The following is a 16839-nucleotide window of genomic DNA, read 5'->3' on the forward strand; positions in this document are numbered from 1 at the left end:
TCTGCAAAACTTTCCGCGTTGGCAAGCTGTCTGCACCAAAAGGGCAGGGTCGCTCACTCAGTGCGGAGGTTGTTACGCTCCAGGCTGGAACCTAATTGCGACATAGACGTTCGCTTTCGCGAATGAGCAGCGCCGTCGCCCCGGCGCAGCAAGCGTCGTGGCCGAGGCGTTGAGCTGTGCTGCTGGGAGGGGATGCTCATGAGACTTACTCTTTCGGTCATCAAGGCTGACATTGGGTCCGTAGGCGGGCACACGAAACCGTCTTCCCGCATGCTCGCAACTGTCGAGGGCGAGGTCGCCAAGGCGATCTGCAATGGGCTCTTGATCGATGCCTTCATCTGCCACACCGGCGATGACATCGCGATCATCATGACGCACACACGGGGCGAGGGGAGTTCCGAGGTCCATCAACTCGCCTGGAAGGCGTTTCTCGCCGCCACTTCGGTCGCCAAGACTGCCGGTCTCTACGGTGCCGGCCAGGATCTTCTCGCAGACGCACCTTCCGGAAACATTCGCGGTGCCGGCCCTGGTGTCGCCGAGCTCAGCTTCGAGCACAGCCTCTCGGCTCCGAGACCGGCGGAATCATTCATGGTGTTTGCCGCCGACAAATGCGGCCCCGGCGCCTACAATTTGCCGCTCTACCTTGCCTTTGCTGATCCAATGTATTGCGCGGGGCTGATGCTGCCTCCAATGATCAAGGGATTCCGTTTCCATATCATCGACATGGACGACACGGCCGGCGACAGCGTGATCGAACTCAACGCGCCCGCGGACAACTACCACATTGCTGCGCTGCTCCGCGACAACGAGCGTTTTGGCATTGATCGCATCGTTTCTCAAACCCATGGTGAGGTCGCCGCCGCAGTGTCGGCGCAGCGTCTTCACGCGATCGCAGGCAAGTACACCGGCAAGGATGATCCGGTCGCGATCATCAGGAACCAGGGAATTTTCCCGGCGCCCGAGGAAATCGTCTCGCCCTTCGCCAAGGCGCATTTCGTGGGTGGCGACGCGCGCGGCTCGCACGTGATGCCGCTCATGCCCGTGCCGCTTAATACGCCGGTGACTGGCATGTACTGCCTGCCGATCGTTTCCTGCGCAGCCTTTTCGATCGACAGGGAGGGCCGCTTTTCGGAGTCCTACACCGACTTCTTCGACAATCCGGCGTGGGACGAGGTGCGCCGGAGCGCACAGCGCAAGGCAATCGAGATGCGCAGCCAAGGCTGGTCCGGCGCTGCGATGCTGCCTTATTCCGAGCTGGAGTATGGCGGCTTCCGCGACACCGTGTCCGGACTACTGAAGCGTTTTCGGCTGCGCGAGGAGCGCAAGCCGGAAGCGGCCGAGTAGGCTGCGCCAGGCGGCAGCAGTGGAAGCGTCGAGTTGCGGCGAGAGCGCATTTGCGAGTCCTGATCTTGGGAGGCGAGCGTGGCGAAAAAGCGCATCGGTGTTCTCACGGGCGGCGGCGACGTTCCCGGCCTCAACGCAATCATCAAGACGGTGACCTATCGCGGCAGCGAGGACGACATCGAAGTCGTCGGTCTCCGCCGCGGTTGGGAAGCCCTGACGCACCTGAACCTCGACGACCCCGCCAGCAAATCGCACTACCTCATTCCGCTCAGCCGTGAGAACACCCGCATCATCGACCGACGCGGCGGCACCGTGCTGCACTCCAGCCGCACCAATCCCTCCAAAATGAAAAAGCTCCCCGATCATCTCGTCGGCAGCGACCCTCCGGTCTCGGAGAGCACCAAGGGCGGGATCGCAACCAAGACCTGGGACCTCAGCGGCCAGGTGTTGGCGAACCTGTCGGCGCTCGGCATCGAACATTTGATCGCCATCGGCGGAGACGACACGCTCAGCTATGCGGACAAGCTGAACGGACTCGGCGTCAAGATCATCGCCATCCCGAAGACGATGGATAACGACGTCCGCAACACGGAGTACTGCATCGGCTTCTCGACGGCGATCACCCGCGCCAGCGATGCGATCCAGCGGCAGCGCACCACAGTCGGCTCGCACGAGCGCGTTGGCATTTTCCGCATCTTTGGCCGCGATGCCGGCTTTACGGCACTCTATACAGCATACGCGACCTCGATCCGATGCCTGATACCGGAGTACAAGGTCGATCTCGATAAGCTGATCCAGTTGCTGATCGAGGACAAGCGCGGCAACCCAAGCAACTATGCGCTGATCGTGTTGAGCGAAGGCGCGGAATGGGAGGGCTACAAAGCGCACGAATACGGCGAACCGGACGCCTACGGTCACCGCAAGAAGGCGAGCGTGGCCGAAGCGCTTGCCGACGAGATCAAGCGGCGCGCCGGCGAGGAGACCATCGTCTCCGATCTCACCTACGACCTGCGTTCGGGCGATCCTGACTTCATCGACAAGCTGGTCGCCCTGACTTTTGGAAACATGGCCTACGATGCTATCCTGGAAGGCAAGACCGGCCTCATGTCGGCGCTGGTCGAGGGCCGCTATGACCTCGTGCCGATCCCTGACGCCAGGCTCGGACCGCGCAAACTGGACGTCGCCAGCACATACAACACGCAGCGCTACCGTCCTCTCTATTCCAACAAGCGTGGGCTGCCGATCTTTCTCACCCGCGCCTCTTAGGGTGGCAGGTAGAAAATGCTCGAGAACGCGGTATCCAGGATTTCGATCCGTCGTTGCTGGAACGATCCTGGCCTTCGTACAGTCGCGACCTCGATCACGAGGCCGCGATCTGCCGAACATGCATAGGCAGACACGCCAGTTCCGACATCCTCTTGCGAGGCGGATGCGCGCGCTGCGTACGCCGTCCTAGACGGGGGGGCGCATTGAATTTGCTAACCCAAGGGAGAACGACCATGAAACTTGCGACGATAGCACTGGCTTCTGTGTTCGCGCTCTCAAGTACGTTCGCACTTGCATACACGAAGCATCATAAGTCAGGCGCCAGGACGCATTCCGGTAGTTACGCCCGGACGCAGCCCTCTATGAACTATAATGGGAGCAATTACGGCTGGAACAACCCCGGTTGGAACAACTACGGTGGGAGCAGCTACGGTTGGAGCCGCGGTGCAGGCGGCGGCCCGAACAACCGGGGCGGATTGGTCGGCGGCGACGACTCCGGCACCTACAGACCGTAGGAAGTGAAGGCGCCGGCGCACGGCTGACCGGGTCGTCGGCGTTTGATCGCGGCAAGCTTCTGCTCGAGGCGATCGAGCAGCGGCGCATATTTTGATGATCTCGGCAGCTTATGGATATGCGCGGGCACGACAACATCGAGCACGCCGAGGTCTATTCGTGCGAGGTGGAACAGAGCCGGATGGCAGCCGCTGCGACGGAGGCGAGAGCGATAGAAGCGTCCTAGTCATGAAATCGCGCCACAGCAGTGTGGCCGTAGTTTCCAATTTGAAAGGCGGTTACCCGGTGGCGCGGGGCCGTTCCTCGTGTCCGAATTGCCACTCGACAATCTAAGCCGATTCCGTGAAAGCACGCTGCTCCTCATCGCCTCACCGATCGCAGTTTCTTGGCGCCGGCTCAGCGGGCGGTCGAGAGCAGGTCTGCCCAGGCTCTCGCGACCTTCTGCTCTCCCAAAGAGCCGAAATGGCAATCGTCGTACCGATCCAGATCACCAAGCAAGGCGTCTAAGTTAACTCCCCTTCTCAGATCAGCGCTGCCATCGGGAAGGCCCAACTGAGCGCGCGCCACCGGGTTTTCGGCAGAGTGGAAGCGTGTTCCTCCGTTGCTTGCCGATAAACACTTGGTCGCAATGGCAACGTATACCGGCGCACCGACGCCGTGAGATCTCAACGAGGTGACCAGCGACAGGAAGCGATCGCGGTAATCCTTCTCGTTCGTTCCCACCACGTAGTCGATCTCACCTTGGACCCAGAGGACGTGCGTCACAACATAGCCTCGCTGCTGCAGCTGACTCGTGGTGCCGATCATGATTCCGTTCAGATCGCCACCCAGCGCCCAGCGGGAGACCTCAGAGCCGGTTACGGCCACCGGAGCCAGGACGACCTGGTCGAACGATCCACGATCCAGCAGAAGGTTGCCAAGCTGGGTCCAATATTCTCCGCTGATGCCGTCAGATCCCAGCAGGGGTGACGCGGCCGCATAGCATTGTCCATCGAAGAAATTGACGACCCTCTCCCCGTGTTCCGAGCGGAACCGCTGCCCCGCGTGATTCCCGGCGTTGGACTGTCCGACTAGCAACAGCACGGCCGTACGTTCCGTCTGCTGCGGGCAGGCAATAGCTTTCTTTTGATCGCCGGATGCCAGCCGTCCCGCCTGGTCAAATGTGTAGCGGTCGGGAGCCATCCGAGATTTCATCGCGTGAAGAACCGGAAAGGGAAAAAAGTCATGGCGACCGCTGTACGCTCCAAGCAGATACGTCGCGGTCAAGACAAGAATTGCCAACAAAAAGCTCGCGCGCGACATGTGCATTCGAACACCTGCGGACCTAGCCCCGCCGCGGTTGGTAAATTAGCGCAACCATTGAAGGCGCGAAACGGCACTTGCGAGAGGGCCATGACCCTCCACGAATGTGGATAGTCTTCGACCTGCACCTCATCTCTTGTGCCCATTCGATCCTGCGAGATCCTGCAGGCCTCCGCAACGTCCTCATCGCTCAGCGGCTGGTGCACTCGCAGCCAAGTCGCCTTGAAAACTGCCTTGGCCCTCTCGAGGTCCGCACAGCTACCGCGATGGTCTGGCTGCTGCGGTACGTTCCTGTAGATACGCCGGATCGAGAAGCCATCCCAGATGACCACATGGTCGCCGCCGATTACGGTGGGCGGAGGAAGAGATCGGCGGGCGCGGTCGGCATGTCTGCTAAAGATCGTGGCTTGTTATCATTGGGCGCTTGCCCGAGGGAGCGGAGCCCTTCGCTCTTTCGAGCGCATCCAACCTTCTTCTGCGATCCAACCTGTCAAGCAGCCCAGCCTCGAACACCGTGCCGGAGACATCATAGTCGCCGCAGAAGCCGCAACAGATCGTCCGTCCATCGAACGTCGCAACGGTAATGTCTTGGGCCTCAGCCCCGCAAAGGGGGCAACTGATCGGTTTCAAATTGGCCATATTCCGCCTTCCGCGCATTTCTGCGAACATTCGGTTTATTGCAACCAACAAATTTAATAAACTAACATATTTAATTGTTAAATGTCATATTTAATTACACAGTTTGAATTGGTCAGAATGCAGGAGGTATCTGTGAAGATTGTATCTGCGATTCTCGCTGCTTTTTTTGCCCTAGCTTTGATCATGACTGCCCCGCCTGCGAATGCCTGCAACGGCGGCGGGAATTGCGAGAACGCCCCCGGCCGAGACCCGCCCGGTCACCGCGTCGACGGAGCCCCTGGTCCAATCGCCGGCGCCGGTCTCCCGATGCTCGCTGTCGGCTATGGCGTCTATTGGTTGGTCAAGCGGCGGCGCAAGCATGCGTGAAGTTCTGAAGCTCAGCGCCATGCCGGCGACGGGGAGTGCCCGCGGCCGCTTGCACCGACATGTGTGACGGCCTCGTGTCATGTCCCGAGAGGAGCGGTCTCAGCATTGCCCCCAGCCGGGACCGCTCCTTTTCCATGCCGCTAGTCTGTCCAATGTACCGATTGACTGCCCGGAATAATGCGCGGATCGCTTCCTGATAGGTCGTGACACAATAGCGTCCGTAGTTCTTCGACCGTGTACAAGGTTCCTGTGCTTCCCCCGGCGGGGCTTGGGCGGTGAGAATTGGCCATCTATCGACTGTTGCAAAGCTCCGTCGTGGAGCCGGAAAAGTTCAGCCGCATCACAGCGGCTTATGAGCGCGCGTTGCAGACGCTAAAAGTCAAGGATCGCGATGATCCTCTAACGGAAATGATCGCGAGAAACATCATCAAGATCGCGCAATCCGGCATCAAGGACCCCGCACAAATTTCGGCTCTGGCAATCAAAGAGCTCGAAATGCGATAGGTCTGCCGCTCGCATCTTCCATGTCTGGAACCGAAACCTTTGTAGCCCATGCGCATTGATGGGGGGCTTCGCCGGATGCGAGGTGATAATGAATCCTTTCTCAGCCGGCGATGTGTTCCTGACAGTTGCCATCACGTCGACCACGTTTTTAATCGGGTCAGCGTCTTCATCCTGATCGGAATGTTCTGATGGCAGCAAGGAAATTGTCGGCGCGTTTGTCGTATCGGTTTGCGGCCTAGGCGACACCTGCTAGATTGGCCACATGGCGCTCAAACGGATGGACAACGTAGGAATCCTCGTCGATGACCTCGGGGATTTCTTTCGCGAGCTCGGGCTTCAGCTCGAAGGGCGAGCCACGAGCGAAGGAGAATTGGCCGGACGTGTCACTGGACTGGGCGATCAGCGCGTCGAGATCGCCATGATGCGCACGCCGGACGGCCTCGGCCGGCTCGAGCTATCCGCTTCCTCACGCCGCCTCCCGCTGCGGATCACCGTAACGCCGGTTAACGCTCTAGGCTACCTCCGCGTCATGTTCGCCGTGGACGACATCGATGAGACGCTTGAAAGGCTCCGCAATCGCGGCGCGCAGCTTATCGGCGAAGTCGTTCAGTATAAAGATGCGTATCGGCTCTGCTACATCCGCGGGCCCGAAGGGCTTCTCATCGGGCTCGCCGAAGAACTCAGCCGAGCGCAATGCGAGGACAATGACGAAGGGCGACAATGTCAGGGAGCGCGTCCCACAAAGGGCCGTTGTTAGACTAGTCTTCCGGGAATTTGATGGTTGAGACGGGCCATTTCCCATCATGGCCTTTGATGGAAATCCGCAGCCCGTGCAACTCATCTAACCAAACGTTCTCGACCTCGCCGGCCTTTCCGTTCGTGAGGACGACGGCGATGCCGATCAGTTCGGATTGTGCCTCACCGAATTCATTCAAAATTTTTGATGCACGAAGCTTAACCGATGGCATTGCTGGCCCCCGTTCCGCCGAGTCGTTGGTGCTGCCCCAACGCAGCTTAACGGCCCGGCTTGCCCCAATGCTCGGCGGCTGGAATGATCGATGGTGCCTGATTTTCCAATTGTCTGAGCCGGTTGATTTGCGTTCTGACGCTCGGTGGCAATTCAGGCTCTGGTTTTAGCAACGTACGCAATCTCTCGCCGATCTCTCGAACAATGGCGCGGCTGTGTTTGTGGTCGAGGTCGATGGGGTTGCGCATGGCGAAGCTCGGCATAAGAAAACCAACAGAAACCCGGCACCAACTAGCCCTCCGCTAGCGAGTACCGCTGGCAATTCCGAATGGAACCGGAGACCGCCGCTTTTGGCTATCTGCGCGAGCGCTTGTTCTGAAACAGCGGGTCTTTGTGACCTTTGGCTATCCGCGATATGCGCCGTGTAGTTTAACGGCGAGTGGCGGTCTCACACCTTCTAAAATCGTGACGCGAGCGTTCGTTCCCAATTTCTTCTCGCAGTAATTCGGCCGAGCGGTGCCATTCTCACGACGTGGCCAACAGAAAGGGAGCTTGAGAGTCCACTCTTGCCAACCGGGTGACCATAGGACTTTCCGATCGTTCAGCGTTCACCCGGCCAGCAGGTCGACGGCGGATCCTGCGCGGATATCTTCGTCGGCCGCAGCGCCGCGAGGTGGCTGCGCTTGTAGGGATAGCCTCGCTCCTCGGAGCACAGCTTGCAGCGCATGTAGCGCTCAAGCTCATGGATCGGCGTCGTCTTCGGCCGGCGCACGATATCGAGGGCGACCGTCTGGTGCGTCTCGCAGCCGAGACACTTCACCTCGAGATAGGTGTAGCCGGCGTCGAGTGCGTCGCCGAGGGCGGGCGAAGGCTGCGCCGGGCCCTGGAACGCCAGCATGCGCTTGTTCCAGGCTTCACAGGCGAGCCGATCGGCGCGCTGGCGTGCTTCGGCGGCCTGCTCGGCGGCGGCGCGCACGGACGCGCCGAATGGTCTCGCGTGACTTGGCGCCGATCATCTGAAAATGAGCTTCGCGGCTACCGGCGGCAAGCCGCTAGCGCTTGCGGTGTGACGTGCTGAGTAGACTAGGAACTGGAGCCGCGCTTCCGAAGGGTCGCGGCTAACCGCCTTGGCTAACCTGTCCGGCTATCTCTTTGATTTTATTGGCTTTTGGCGCTCCCTAGCGGAATCGAACCGCTCTCTCCACCGTGAAAGGGTGGCGTCCTGACCGATAGACGAAGGGAGCAAAACAATCGGCAAATCAATGCGTTAGCCGCGGGATATGCCAGATCGGCCGCCGACGGTTACTGGCGGCGACGGAGCGAACGTATAGTGGTGATTGGATGGGGGGGCAAGCCGCAGGACGGCCCTTTTTGCAGCCGTCCCCGGATCGATCAGCACAGGCGCCGATACCCGAAAAACCGCGGGTGTTTCGCAACGCTTTGTAAAGCCTGGTGCCGTAGGCGTCGGCCATGGCGTTCAGCCGCAAGAAGCGCGAGGCGCGCAAATCGATGCACCAGCCCGGGTGGATCACGCTGGAGGGCGGATTCGCCGCGCGGCCCTGCGTGGTGCAGGACATGTCGTCCACCGGCGCCAAGATCACGATCGACGATCCCAACACGCTGCCTGGAAAATTGCGCCTGGCGTTCTCGCGCGACACCCGCACCGGACGGCCCTGCGAGGTGGTGTGGCGCCGCGGCAGGACGGTGGGCGTCAAGTTCGTGAGCTAGCAGTTCCCGCCTTCGCGCGTTAAAAGGCCCGATGCGAAAGACGCTGATCCTCGTCCTCGCGCTGCTGCCGGCAATCGCACTCGCGGAGCAGCCTCATCGAACCAAGTCCGGCAAAGCAACGGCTTCCGCAAAGCCGCTCCCGCTGAAGAGAGGCGCACGGCCCAATGCGTGCGCAGAATACGGCGCGGGCTTCGTCAGGATCGAGGGTTCCGACACCTGCATCAAGATCGGCGGCGCCATCGACATTGGCGGCGGCGTCTCGATCGGCGGGCGTTAGAGCTTCGGTTCTGATTGAATCGAAAACGAAGCTCTAGATTCTTTGTTTGTTTTCTTCACGCGAACCGGTGCCCACCCTCGGATCAAGTCCGAGGGCATGCTTCGCTCGAAAACGCTCTGTGAAATCAGCTCACGACAACGGCGGCGCCAGGAACTGGACGAAGCCCGGGCGTGCGGAAATCTCGGCAAACCAGCGCTCCAGATTGGACAGGCTCGGCTTGGTGATGCCCTCGACGCCGAACCAGCGCCGTGCAAAGGCACCGATCGCGATGTCGGCGATGGTGAACCCGTCGCCGTCGATGAAGCGCCGGCTCGCCAACTGCGCATCGGCAATCCGCCACACCTCGGCTTCGGCATCGGCGTCCTTCTGGATCACGGCCATGTCGCGCTTCTCCGGCGGTGTGCGCACCAGCGCCCAGAACACCGGACGGTCGACCGGCTGCAGCGTCGATAGCGTCCAGTCGAGCCAGCGATCGACGCTGGCGCGCTGGCGCGGCGCGGCCGGATAGATCGGTGAGCCCTCGCCATAGGCGAGGCAGAGATAGCGCATGATCGAATTGGATTCCCACAGCGTGTAGCTGCCGTCGACCAGCGTCGGCACGCGGCCGTTGGGGTTCATTGCGAGATAGTCCGGCTGGTCGTTCTTGCCGAACTCCATGCCGGCATCGATGCGGTGATAGGGCAGCTCGAGCTCGCTGAGGCACCACAGCACTTTCTTCACGTTGACCGAGTTGGCCCGGCCCCAAACCGTGAGTTGATATTTTTCCGCCACGCGTCTTTCTCCCATGCCTTCTTGCGTTGGCGGCGGAATAGCAGAAAGCGCGATCCCGATCATCCCGCACCAACAAAAAATCAGGCCCGCTGAGCGGCACCTGATTTTGTTGGGTTGGGTGGGCTGCGTGCGATCAGTGTCCGAAGAACAGCCACAACAGGATGATCACCGGGATTGGCACGCCAAGCAGCCACAGCAAGAGTCCTCTTGCCATCGTTTCCTCCTCCATTCGTATCGGTGAGGAAACGCGCGATCCACACGCTCGTTCCGTTATGGATCGCAGCGCTCATGCTGTGACCTGACGTGCGCGCAGTGTTTGCGCGAGGGCTACCAGTGGCCGGTGTTCGGCATCGACAGCCACGGCTCGGCCGGGGGCTTCGGATCGCCCTTCTGCAGCAGCTCGATCGAGTGCAGATCCGGCGAGCGCACGAACGCCATGTTGCCGTCGCGCGGCGGGCGGTTGATGGTGATGCCGAGCTTCATCAGCCGATCGCAGGTCGCGTAGATGTCGTCGACCTCGTAGGCGAGATGGCCGAAATGGCGGTCCTCGCCGTATTTCTCCTCGTCCCAGTTATAGGTGAGCTCGACCAGCGGCGCGCCGCGCGTGCTCGGCAGCTTCTTCAACTGGTCGACATCCTCGGGCGCACACAGGAACACCAGCGTGAAGCGACCCTTCTCGTTGTCGATCCGGCGCACTTCCTTCAGCCCCAGCGCGTCCTGGTAGAATTTCATCGCGATGTCGAGATTGCGCACGCGCAGCATGGTGTGGAGATAACGCATGGTGTTGGCTCCCTCTGGGGGGTTGTAGCGTCTGGTTTGGGCGGTTCGCGAGACCAAGGTGATGATTAATCATCCCGCTCGATCTTTTTGCTTGAGAATGACCCTTTCGAAAAACGGTATCCAATTTTCCGGATCACGCCCTAGATATCAGAAAAGGCCGTGAAGGGCAGGGTGTCGAACGGGCTCCCATGTAACAAAGTGGAAGCACTGGCTGTGCCAAGGTGAGGCCATGGATGGCGTTGTCCCGTATCTGTTCGAACTGGTCGCTGGGTTGATGGGGCGTGCCCTGGATTGGACGGGGCGTCGATTGGGCCGCATGCCTGACCGGGACTTCTCGCAGGTGACCACGCTGCAGAAGATCGGCCGCCTCACGCTCTGTTTCGCCATTCTCGTCGGACTCGGTGGTCCCCTGATCTGGTGGGTATTTGGATAGCGAGGCGGGCAAGCGATCTCCGCCCGAATTCATTGAAACCCGCAACGACACATGGTCGTGAGTCTCGGGCTTGTGAGTGGCAGGCAACAGCGCTCCGACTATCTTGCCGCGCGGGGAGGACGCTATGCCATACAGTCCTGAACTCATCGAGACCATGCGGGCCGCGTTGGAAGCGGTCATGGCGAAAATTCCCGCCGATCAATCCGTGTTCGGCGTCAAGGCGGCGGTGGCCGAACGTATTCTGAGAGCGGCGGCTCACGGCCAAACGTCATTCGATGGCCTCGTCGCGTCAGCGTCTGACCAGGTGCAGACGATCATCGCCACGCTGTCGTGAGCGGCGCCGGTGAATTGCCCAAGAGTCAGAACAAGTCCGAAAAAGAAAACCCCGCGCGTGGGGCACGGGGCTTTCGGGCTGACGGTCTGGGGATTCAGGGCGCGAGCCGCCAGCTTCAGTCGATAACTTAAGGTTGAATTTTCAAAAAGCAACAGCGCCGCCTAGAGGAGTATGTTCTCCGGGCGACGCTGCCGCGAATTACTGGGCCCTGAAATCCCCAGTTCCACTATGTCTGTCGGCGTGCAAAAGAGGTTCAAAAGAAAACCCCGCGACGGGGGCATCGCGGGGCTTCTTAGCCGGTAGGCGGCAGGGGGAGTGTTCCTACCGGCACTTCCTGATGCTCATTCAATTCCTGACGATCAGAAGTGTTCCTGCGGAGTGTTGTCACGGGTCTCAAGGCCGCGCGCGGCATGCCGCAACGGCTTGGTGTTCTGATCTCACCTTTTTACACAAGCGTTTGAGCCTGCATCGCATTCCTATGCCGCCGCGCGCATGTCGGAACCGAGGCGACGTACGCAGCGAGGAGCAGATCCATGAAAAGCATCATTCTGGCCACGGCGATCGTGGCGGTGGCGGCAACGTCCGGACAGGCGTTCGCACGTTCGGACGCCTCAACGCCGCGGCAGGAAACGGCGGCCGACCAGCGCGCCTACGACGCGCTCAACATGTTCGATCAGCAGATGGCACCGCAAATGAGCGATGCCGACGCCCACCGCTATCATGGCGGGCCAAAATCCAACGACTAAGCGCTGGCGCGGTTCGGCATTCACGCCAGGAGAACGCGGAGGCGCTTGCCGTCACGCCTTGCGGTCGAGCAGCGCGTCGCGTTCGGCGTGGGTCTGGGCGTCGATGACGCTCTGGACATCGGCATTGATCTGATGCGGCGGCGCTTTTGCAGTCTCGTCGATGACGAGCTGAACCTTCGCCTGCGTCACCGCGGCAGGGACGGGGTAGATGACCATGACGGCAACCTCCTGCCCAAAAATCCCAGATCCGCATTTACGTTTTCTAAAGAGGTGCGGTTAATGGGGATGAATTCGGTTGTCCAAACGTCCGGGATCTCCGATCGCGAGCAGGGGCGGGGCGTGTGTGGATCGCTGCGCAGCAAGATCAGGAAATTGCTTGGCAAAGGCCGGTCCGGCGGCCTGTGGATTTGCTGCGGATAAGCTGGGGACGAGAGGTAGCGGATGGCGCCCGTGCGGCACCGTGTTCCTAACGATCTCTTTCGGGGCAGCCGATAACGCTATTCAGTTAGGTTAAGGGCAGGATCGCGTTGCGATAACCGGAGGTTGCGCATAGGGATCAGCTGCGGAACCCGAGCCATGATGATCCCTTCATTCCACAATGCAGACAGGCGAACTCACCGGCGCGTGATGCTGGTGGGGCTGTTGTTTTGTCTCGCCTTCGTCGCGATCAGCTTTTCGCTGCGGCCGCAGGCGGACGATGGACGCGTGCTGGTGAAGGCCGACCGCCTGGTGCGCACCGCGGGCGAACCGCATAAGGCGAATTAGCGCGGATCCTGTCCGGGCAATTTCTCGCTAGAGGAGCGGTGATACATCGCGATGGCGATGAACCCGCCATAGCCGATGATGTTGATCAGAATTTCCAGCCAGACCGGCATGGCCACACCCCTTCTGCACCACAATACGCGCGGAGGTCGTGGTTTGTTCCTGCGCCAATCCATGGGTGGTCCGGTCGAATTGCATAGCTCGAAGGGAGACGGGGACCCGGCCCAAGCGCTGCAAAGACGGCTGTTTGCGGCGATATGCCTGCCGGTTCCCGATGCAACCAATCGGGAATTTCTGCGTTGGAGCCGCGGATGAATCCTTAAGGAGGCGAGGATGAAAAAGGCTTTCGTAGTTTTGGGTACGGTCGCCGCGCTGGGGGCGACCACAATGAGCTCGCCGGCCGAGGCGTACTGGCGCGGCGGCGGCTGGGGCTGGCGGGGTGCAGGTCCGGGCTTGGCATTCGGTCTCGCCGCGGGCGCACTGATTGCGGGCGCTGCCGCAGCGTCCAGCCCCTATTACTACGGTTACGGTCCGGGCTACTACGGCGGATACTACGGACCGAGCTACTACAACTACCCGGCCTATTATGGCGGCTACGGGTATCGACGTTACTACGGCGGTGGTCCTTACGCCTACGGGGGCGGCCCTTATTATCGGCGCGCCTACTGGGATCCTTATTGGTAACAGAAAGCCCGGAGCGACGCGCCCCGGGCTTTTTGACTCCACTTGTGCTGCGAGCGCCTAATCGGTCTCGATCGGTGCCTGCTGATAGCCGTGCCAGGCGCTGCCAAGCGTGCTCTCGTAATACTCCTGGCGCTCGCGTTCGAACTTTCGCTGGGTCGCCTTGAAGCTTGCAATGCGAGCGGCGATCTCTTCGCGTTCACGTGCGAGCCGCTCTTCCTTCTCGGTCATGGCGTCTTCGGTCATGGCTTTGATCATGGCCCATCCCTGTAATCGTAATGTCATCGGGGGCGAATTCGCCTCCCCAATGGGGCGCCAATGGGGAGGAGCCGGTGCAGGATTGTGGTGAGATGATGGGCAGCGAAGGCGGTGGATAAGGCGCGTACGCTGCTTGTCGCTTCTCCGCGGCCCCGCTAGCCAAAAAGGGAAACTGGGGAGGCCGTTCATGGCAAAGATCGATCTGGATTCACTAAGCATCGAAGAACTCGCAAGCTTGCGCGAGCACGCGACCGACAAGCTGTTCGAGAAGGTCGCGGCGCGCCGCGCCGAACTCGAAGCGGAATTGGAGAAGCTTGCCCAATACGGCAAGCCGGTGAAGAAGTCCGATGCCGCGCCGGTTGCGAAGGCGAAGAAGAGCGACGAGGTGAAGGAGCCGAACGAGGCGAAGGAGCCGGTCGCCAAAGCGGCGTGACAAACAAGGCGGCGTGACAAAGGCGGCCTGAGAGCCGCATCCTAGGTGCGATCCCTCGGTCCGGTTGGCCGTGCTATAGTGCGCGCGGTCAACTCGGGTTTCTCACGTGATTACAAAAGATCTGCGCAGCGGTGTCGAGGCGCTCGGCAATTTGATCGCCGAGGCCTCCACCATCGTTCCCTTCACTGGTGCCGGCATTTCAACCGAGAGCGGGATTCCCGACTTCCGCTCGCCCGGCGGGCTGTGGACGCGCAACCGGCCAATTCCATTCGACGAATTCGTTGCAAGTGCCGACGCGCGCGACGAGGCCTGGCGCCGGCGCTTTGCGATGGAGCCGACCTTCATGGCGGCGAAGCCCGGGCGCGGGCATCGCGCGCTCGCCTCGCTCTATCGCGCGGGGAAGATTCCGTCGATCGTCACCCAGAACATCGACAACCTGCATCAGATGAGCGGCTTCAAATCGGATCATGTGGTCGAACTGCACGGCAACACGACCTATGCGCGCTGCATCGGTTGCGGCAGGGCGTACGAATTGCCGTGGGTCAAGCAGCGCTTTGACGAGAACGGCAGTGCGCCCGATTGCACCGACTGCGGCGATCCCATCAAGACCGCAACCATCTCGTTCGGCCAGGCGATGCCGGAGGATGCGATGCGACGGGCGACGGAACTTGCGCAGCACTGCGACTTGTTCCTTGCGATCGGGTCTTCGCTGGTGGTGTGGCCCGCGGCCGGATTTCCGATGATGGCCAAGAACTGCGGTGCCAGGCTTGTGATCATCAACAACGAGCCGACCGATCAGGACGACATTGCGGATCTCGTGATCCGTCACGACATCGGCGAGACGCTTGGGCCGTTCGTGGGCAATTGACGCTCAATTGATTCGCGGTCGTGCAAGTCTGTTCATAGTTCCCGCCGGATTCATTTTTTATCTATGCGATTCAAGCGGGAGTGTTATCTTTTGATTCGAGATTCGCGTGCGTTGTTCATGAGCGGTCGTGCAACAACGCATTGATAAGGTACCGTCGCAGAGAGACGGATTGCAGATGATGTGCGGGGTCCGGGGTCATGGGGTCGGACGGATTTGAGTCCAAGAAGCTCGGCGGTCCACCATCAGGTGGCGCCGGGCAGGGTAGGCTTGTGCCGGGTGAATACTCGGAGAGAGCACCGCGCGATCCGGCGGCGGATGCGTTCTCCGGCTTGGGCGATGCCGCCAACCTCGTCGAGATTTCCGGCGTCATCAAATGGTTCGATGCCTCGAAAGGCTACGGCTTCGTCGTCCCAGACAATGGCTGGCCAGATGTGCTTCTGCACGTCACCGTGCTCAGGCGTGACGGCTATCAGACGGCCTACGAGGGCGCTCGCGTGGTGGTTGAATGCGTGCAGCGCGCCAAGGGCTATCAGGCGTTCCGCATCCTCTCGATGGATGAAACGACGGCGATCCATCCGGCGCAGATGCTGCCGCCCAGGACCCATGTCACGGTCACCCCGACCAGCGGACTCGAGCGGGCGCAAGTGAAGTGGTTCAACCGGCTGCGCGGCTTCGGCTTCCTGACCTGCGGTGAAGGGACACCCGACATCTTCGTGCACATGGAAACGCTGCGCCGCTTCGGCATGACCGAGCTGCGCCCCGGCCAATATGTGCTGGTGCGGTTCGGGCCCGGCTCCAAGGGTATGATGGCCGCGGAGATCCACCCGGAGACCGGCCCGTCGGCGCTGTCGTCGCACTGATTTCCCGCTTAAGCTCTGACGGAAACGTGAGCCGAACGGCGCCCGTTATGTTTTTGCCCTCTGGCCATCGGCGCGGTGCTCGGGTTAGGTTCCGCGCGATTTGATTTTGCCGTGAGTGCAGTTTCCATGACTTTCGATCGTGTCACCGGGCATCGCCTGCTCGTTGCCCTGTTTGCGTCGCTTGCCCTCCTGTGTGGTGTGATCGCGAGCCCGGCCGCAAGGGCTGCGACGGTCCAGCCGCTCGAGATCGTCACCAAGAATGGAGTGCACGTCTTCTCCGTCGAACTCGCGACGACCGAGGAGGAGAAGACGACGGGGCTGATGTACCGGAAGGAGCTGCCCGACGGCAAAGGCATGCTGTTCGACTTCTCGCCGGAGCAACAGGTGTCGATGTGGATGAAGAACACCTATGTATCGCTGGACATGATCTTCATCCGCGCCGACGGCCGCATCCTGCGGATCGCGGAGAATACCGAGCCATTGTCGACCAAGATCATCTCGTCCGGCGGGCTCGCCAAGGGCGTGCTGGAGGTGGTCGCGGGCACGGCGCAGAAATACGGCATCCAGCCCGGTGACCGGGTGGCCCACCCGCTGTTTAATGGCAAATAGAGCATGATCCGGAAAAGTGGGCACCGGTTTTCCGGAAAGATCATGCTCAACAAAGAGATGCGATGCTGATCCGATCAGCCTGATCGGATCACCATCGCGCCTGGCGAGCGGCTTGCTGGCGCCCGCCTAACCGTGTATCGACATCGCCTGCGGATTGCTCGGGGTATAGCGCAGCCTGGTAGCGCGGCAGTTTTGGGTACTGCAGGTCGTTGGTTCGAATCCAGCTGCCCCGACCAAAATATTAGTGGAATCAAATATTTGAGCGACGTGCTGCGTCCCGCCCGCTGATTTGCTGTGCACTGTCGGGAGTCTCGGGGTCAGCCGGAGAGAGCTGGTCGAGGGGCTTCCATGAGCGCGCGATCTGGCGAGTGCGCTCCGTTTCCAATCTTTGCAACCGG

Annotated in this window: 24 protein-coding genes and 2 tRNA genes; 17 read left to right on the forward strand and 9 right to left on the reverse strand. The window is 60.8% G+C overall.

The window, feature by feature from the left end; translation table 11 throughout:
* Window positions 1-198 precede the first annotated feature (198 nt).
* From AC5ZGW_RS23630 to AC5ZGW_RS23640, 3 genes are all read left to right on the forward strand, one after another.
* Window positions 199-1344 (forward strand): fructose-1,6-bisphosphatase, encoded by a 1146-nt coding sequence (locus AC5ZGW_RS23630; RefSeq protein WP_130225682.1) that lies wholly within the window; start codon window positions 199-201, stop codon window positions 1342-1344.
* 78 nt (window positions 1345-1422) lie between these two features.
* Window positions 1423-2610, forward strand: a complete 1188-nt coding sequence (locus AC5ZGW_RS23635; RefSeq protein WP_130225683.1) for a 6-phosphofructokinase — start codon at window positions 1423-1425, stop codon at window positions 2608-2610.
* 362 nt (window positions 2611-2972) lie between these two features.
* A complete protein-coding gene (locus AC5ZGW_RS23640) occupies window positions 2973-3125 on the forward strand; it encodes a hypothetical protein (RefSeq protein ID WP_165435190.1) in 153 nt (50 codons plus the stop codon).
* 394 nt (window positions 3126-3519) lie between these two features.
* On the opposite strand, the gene AC5ZGW_RS23645 is transcribed toward AC5ZGW_RS23640, so the two are convergent.
* Window positions 3520-4425: a sialate O-acetylesterase gene (locus tag AC5ZGW_RS23645; RefSeq protein WP_130225684.1), complete on the reverse strand. Its 906-nt coding sequence runs from the start codon at window positions 4423-4425 to the stop codon at window positions 3520-3522.
* Between the two features lie 1287 nt (window positions 4426-5712).
* On the opposite strand from AC5ZGW_RS23645, the gene AC5ZGW_RS23650 reads away from it, so the two are divergent.
* Window positions 5713-5934 carry a hypothetical protein gene (locus AC5ZGW_RS23650; RefSeq protein ID WP_130225685.1) on the forward strand — a complete coding sequence of 74 codons (222 nt, stop codon included), beginning with the start codon at window positions 5713-5715 and terminating at the stop codon, window positions 5932-5934.
* Between the two features lie 262 nt (window positions 5935-6196).
* Window positions 6197-6691, forward strand: coding sequence for a VOC family protein (locus AC5ZGW_RS23655; RefSeq protein ID WP_349645068.1), 495 nt, complete (start codon window positions 6197-6199; stop codon window positions 6689-6691).
* A 1-nt stretch (window position 6692) separates the two neighbouring features.
* Here AC5ZGW_RS23655 and AC5ZGW_RS23660 read toward each other — a convergent pair whose 3' ends face one another.
* From AC5ZGW_RS23660 to AC5ZGW_RS23675, 4 genes are all read right to left on the reverse strand, one after another.
* On the reverse strand, window positions 6693-6902 hold the full coding sequence (locus AC5ZGW_RS23660) for a PRC-barrel domain containing protein (RefSeq protein ID WP_130225686.1): 210 nt from the start codon (window positions 6900-6902) through the stop codon (window positions 6693-6695).
* A gap of 46 nt (window positions 6903-6948) precedes the next feature.
* Window positions 6949-7149, reverse strand: coding sequence for a hypothetical protein (locus AC5ZGW_RS23665; RefSeq protein WP_245474690.1), 201 nt, complete (start codon window positions 7147-7149; stop codon window positions 6949-6951).
* Between the two features lie 353 nt (window positions 7150-7502).
* Window positions 7503-7877, reverse strand: coding sequence for a hypothetical protein (locus AC5ZGW_RS23670; RefSeq protein WP_130225688.1), 375 nt, complete (start codon window positions 7875-7877; stop codon window positions 7503-7505).
* Between the two features lie 193 nt (window positions 7878-8070).
* Window positions 8071-8145, reverse strand: a tRNA-Glu gene (locus AC5ZGW_RS23675).
* Window positions 8146-8371: 226 nt separating this feature from the next.
* Between AC5ZGW_RS23675 and AC5ZGW_RS23680 the strand changes: the two genes are divergently transcribed.
* Window positions 8372-8629, forward strand: a complete 258-nt coding sequence (locus tag AC5ZGW_RS23680; RefSeq protein ID WP_028168579.1) for a PilZ domain-containing protein — start codon at window positions 8372-8374, stop codon at window positions 8627-8629.
* Window positions 8630-8660: 31 nt separating this feature from the next.
* Window positions 8661-8906, forward strand: a complete 246-nt coding sequence (locus tag AC5ZGW_RS23685; protein ID WP_130225689.1) for a porin — start codon at window positions 8661-8663, stop codon at window positions 8904-8906.
* Between the two features lie 129 nt (window positions 8907-9035).
* Here AC5ZGW_RS23685 and AC5ZGW_RS23690 read toward each other — a convergent pair whose 3' ends face one another.
* Both AC5ZGW_RS23690 and AC5ZGW_RS23695 read right to left on the reverse strand, forming a co-directional pair.
* Complete coding sequence (locus tag AC5ZGW_RS23690; RefSeq protein WP_245474691.1) at window positions 9036-9677, reverse strand: glutathione S-transferase family protein; 642 nt, start codon at window positions 9675-9677, stop codon at window positions 9036-9038.
* Between the two features lie 327 nt (window positions 9678-10004).
* Entirely contained in the window at window positions 10005-10457 is a 453-nt protein-coding gene (locus AC5ZGW_RS23695) for a VOC family protein (RefSeq protein ID WP_130225691.1), read from the reverse strand.
* Between the two features lie 229 nt (window positions 10458-10686).
* Between AC5ZGW_RS23695 and AC5ZGW_RS23700 the strand changes: the two genes are divergently transcribed.
* The 3 genes from AC5ZGW_RS23700 (at window position 10687) to AC5ZGW_RS23710 (ending at window position 11970) form a co-directional block, all read left to right on the forward strand.
* Entirely contained in the window at window positions 10687-10890 is a 204-nt protein-coding gene (locus tag AC5ZGW_RS23700) for a hypothetical protein (RefSeq protein ID WP_130225692.1), read from the forward strand.
* A 124-nt stretch (window positions 10891-11014) separates the two neighbouring features.
* Window positions 11015-11224 (forward strand): hypothetical protein, encoded by a 210-nt coding sequence (locus tag AC5ZGW_RS23705; RefSeq protein ID WP_130225693.1) that lies wholly within the window; start codon window positions 11015-11017, stop codon window positions 11222-11224.
* 533 nt (window positions 11225-11757) lie between these two features.
* Window positions 11758-11970 carry a hypothetical protein gene (locus tag AC5ZGW_RS23710; protein ID WP_028168574.1) on the forward strand — a complete coding sequence of 71 codons (213 nt, stop codon included), beginning with the start codon at window positions 11758-11760 and terminating at the stop codon, window positions 11968-11970.
* A 51-nt stretch (window positions 11971-12021) separates the two neighbouring features.
* Here the strand turns inward: AC5ZGW_RS23710 and AC5ZGW_RS23715 are convergent, their stop codons facing one another.
* The gene (locus tag AC5ZGW_RS23715; RefSeq protein ID WP_165435191.1) at window positions 12022-12186 is read right to left on the reverse strand and encodes a hypothetical protein; all 165 of its coding nucleotides are present in this window, start codon (window positions 12184-12186) and stop codon (window positions 12022-12024) included.
* 360 nt (window positions 12187-12546) lie between these two features.
* Between AC5ZGW_RS23715 and AC5ZGW_RS23720 the strand changes: the two genes are divergently transcribed.
* The gene (locus AC5ZGW_RS23720) at window positions 12547-12735 is read left to right on the forward strand and encodes a hypothetical protein (protein WP_130225694.1); all 189 of its coding nucleotides are present in this window, start codon (window positions 12547-12549) and stop codon (window positions 12733-12735) included.
* A gap of 330 nt (window positions 12736-13065) precedes the next feature.
* Window positions 13066-13416 carry a hypothetical protein gene (locus AC5ZGW_RS23725; RefSeq protein WP_130225695.1) on the forward strand — a complete coding sequence of 117 codons (351 nt, stop codon included), beginning with the start codon at window positions 13066-13068 and terminating at the stop codon, window positions 13414-13416.
* Between the two features lie 57 nt (window positions 13417-13473).
* Here the strand turns inward: AC5ZGW_RS23725 and AC5ZGW_RS23730 are convergent, their stop codons facing one another.
* Entirely contained in the window at window positions 13474-13671 is a 198-nt protein-coding gene (locus AC5ZGW_RS23730; protein ID WP_130225696.1) for a hypothetical protein, read from the reverse strand.
* Between the two features lie 187 nt (window positions 13672-13858).
* Here AC5ZGW_RS23730 and AC5ZGW_RS23735 point away from each other — a divergent pair, with 187 nt between their 5' ends.
* The 5 genes from AC5ZGW_RS23735 (at window position 13859) to AC5ZGW_RS23755 (ending at window position 16677) form a co-directional block, all read left to right on the forward strand.
* On the forward strand, window positions 13859-14104 hold the full coding sequence (locus AC5ZGW_RS23735; protein ID WP_028168571.1) for a hypothetical protein: 246 nt from the start codon (window positions 13859-13861) through the stop codon (window positions 14102-14104).
* Between the two features lie 106 nt (window positions 14105-14210).
* A complete protein-coding gene (locus AC5ZGW_RS23740; RefSeq protein WP_130225697.1) occupies window positions 14211-14972 on the forward strand; it encodes an SIR2 family NAD-dependent protein deacylase in 762 nt (253 codons plus the stop codon).
* A 197-nt stretch (window positions 14973-15169) separates the two neighbouring features.
* On the forward strand, window positions 15170-15832 hold the full coding sequence (locus AC5ZGW_RS23745) for a cold-shock protein (RefSeq protein ID WP_130225698.1): 663 nt from the start codon (window positions 15170-15172) through the stop codon (window positions 15830-15832).
* A 126-nt stretch (window positions 15833-15958) separates the two neighbouring features.
* Complete coding sequence (locus AC5ZGW_RS23750; protein WP_130225699.1) at window positions 15959-16441, forward strand: DUF192 domain-containing protein; 483 nt, start codon at window positions 15959-15961, stop codon at window positions 16439-16441.
* A 159-nt stretch (window positions 16442-16600) separates the two neighbouring features.
* Window positions 16601-16677 (forward strand) — tRNA-Pro (locus AC5ZGW_RS23755).
* Window positions 16678-16839: the final 162 nt, after the last annotated feature.

Source organism: Bradyrhizobium sp. Crot121 (assembly GCF_059512385.1).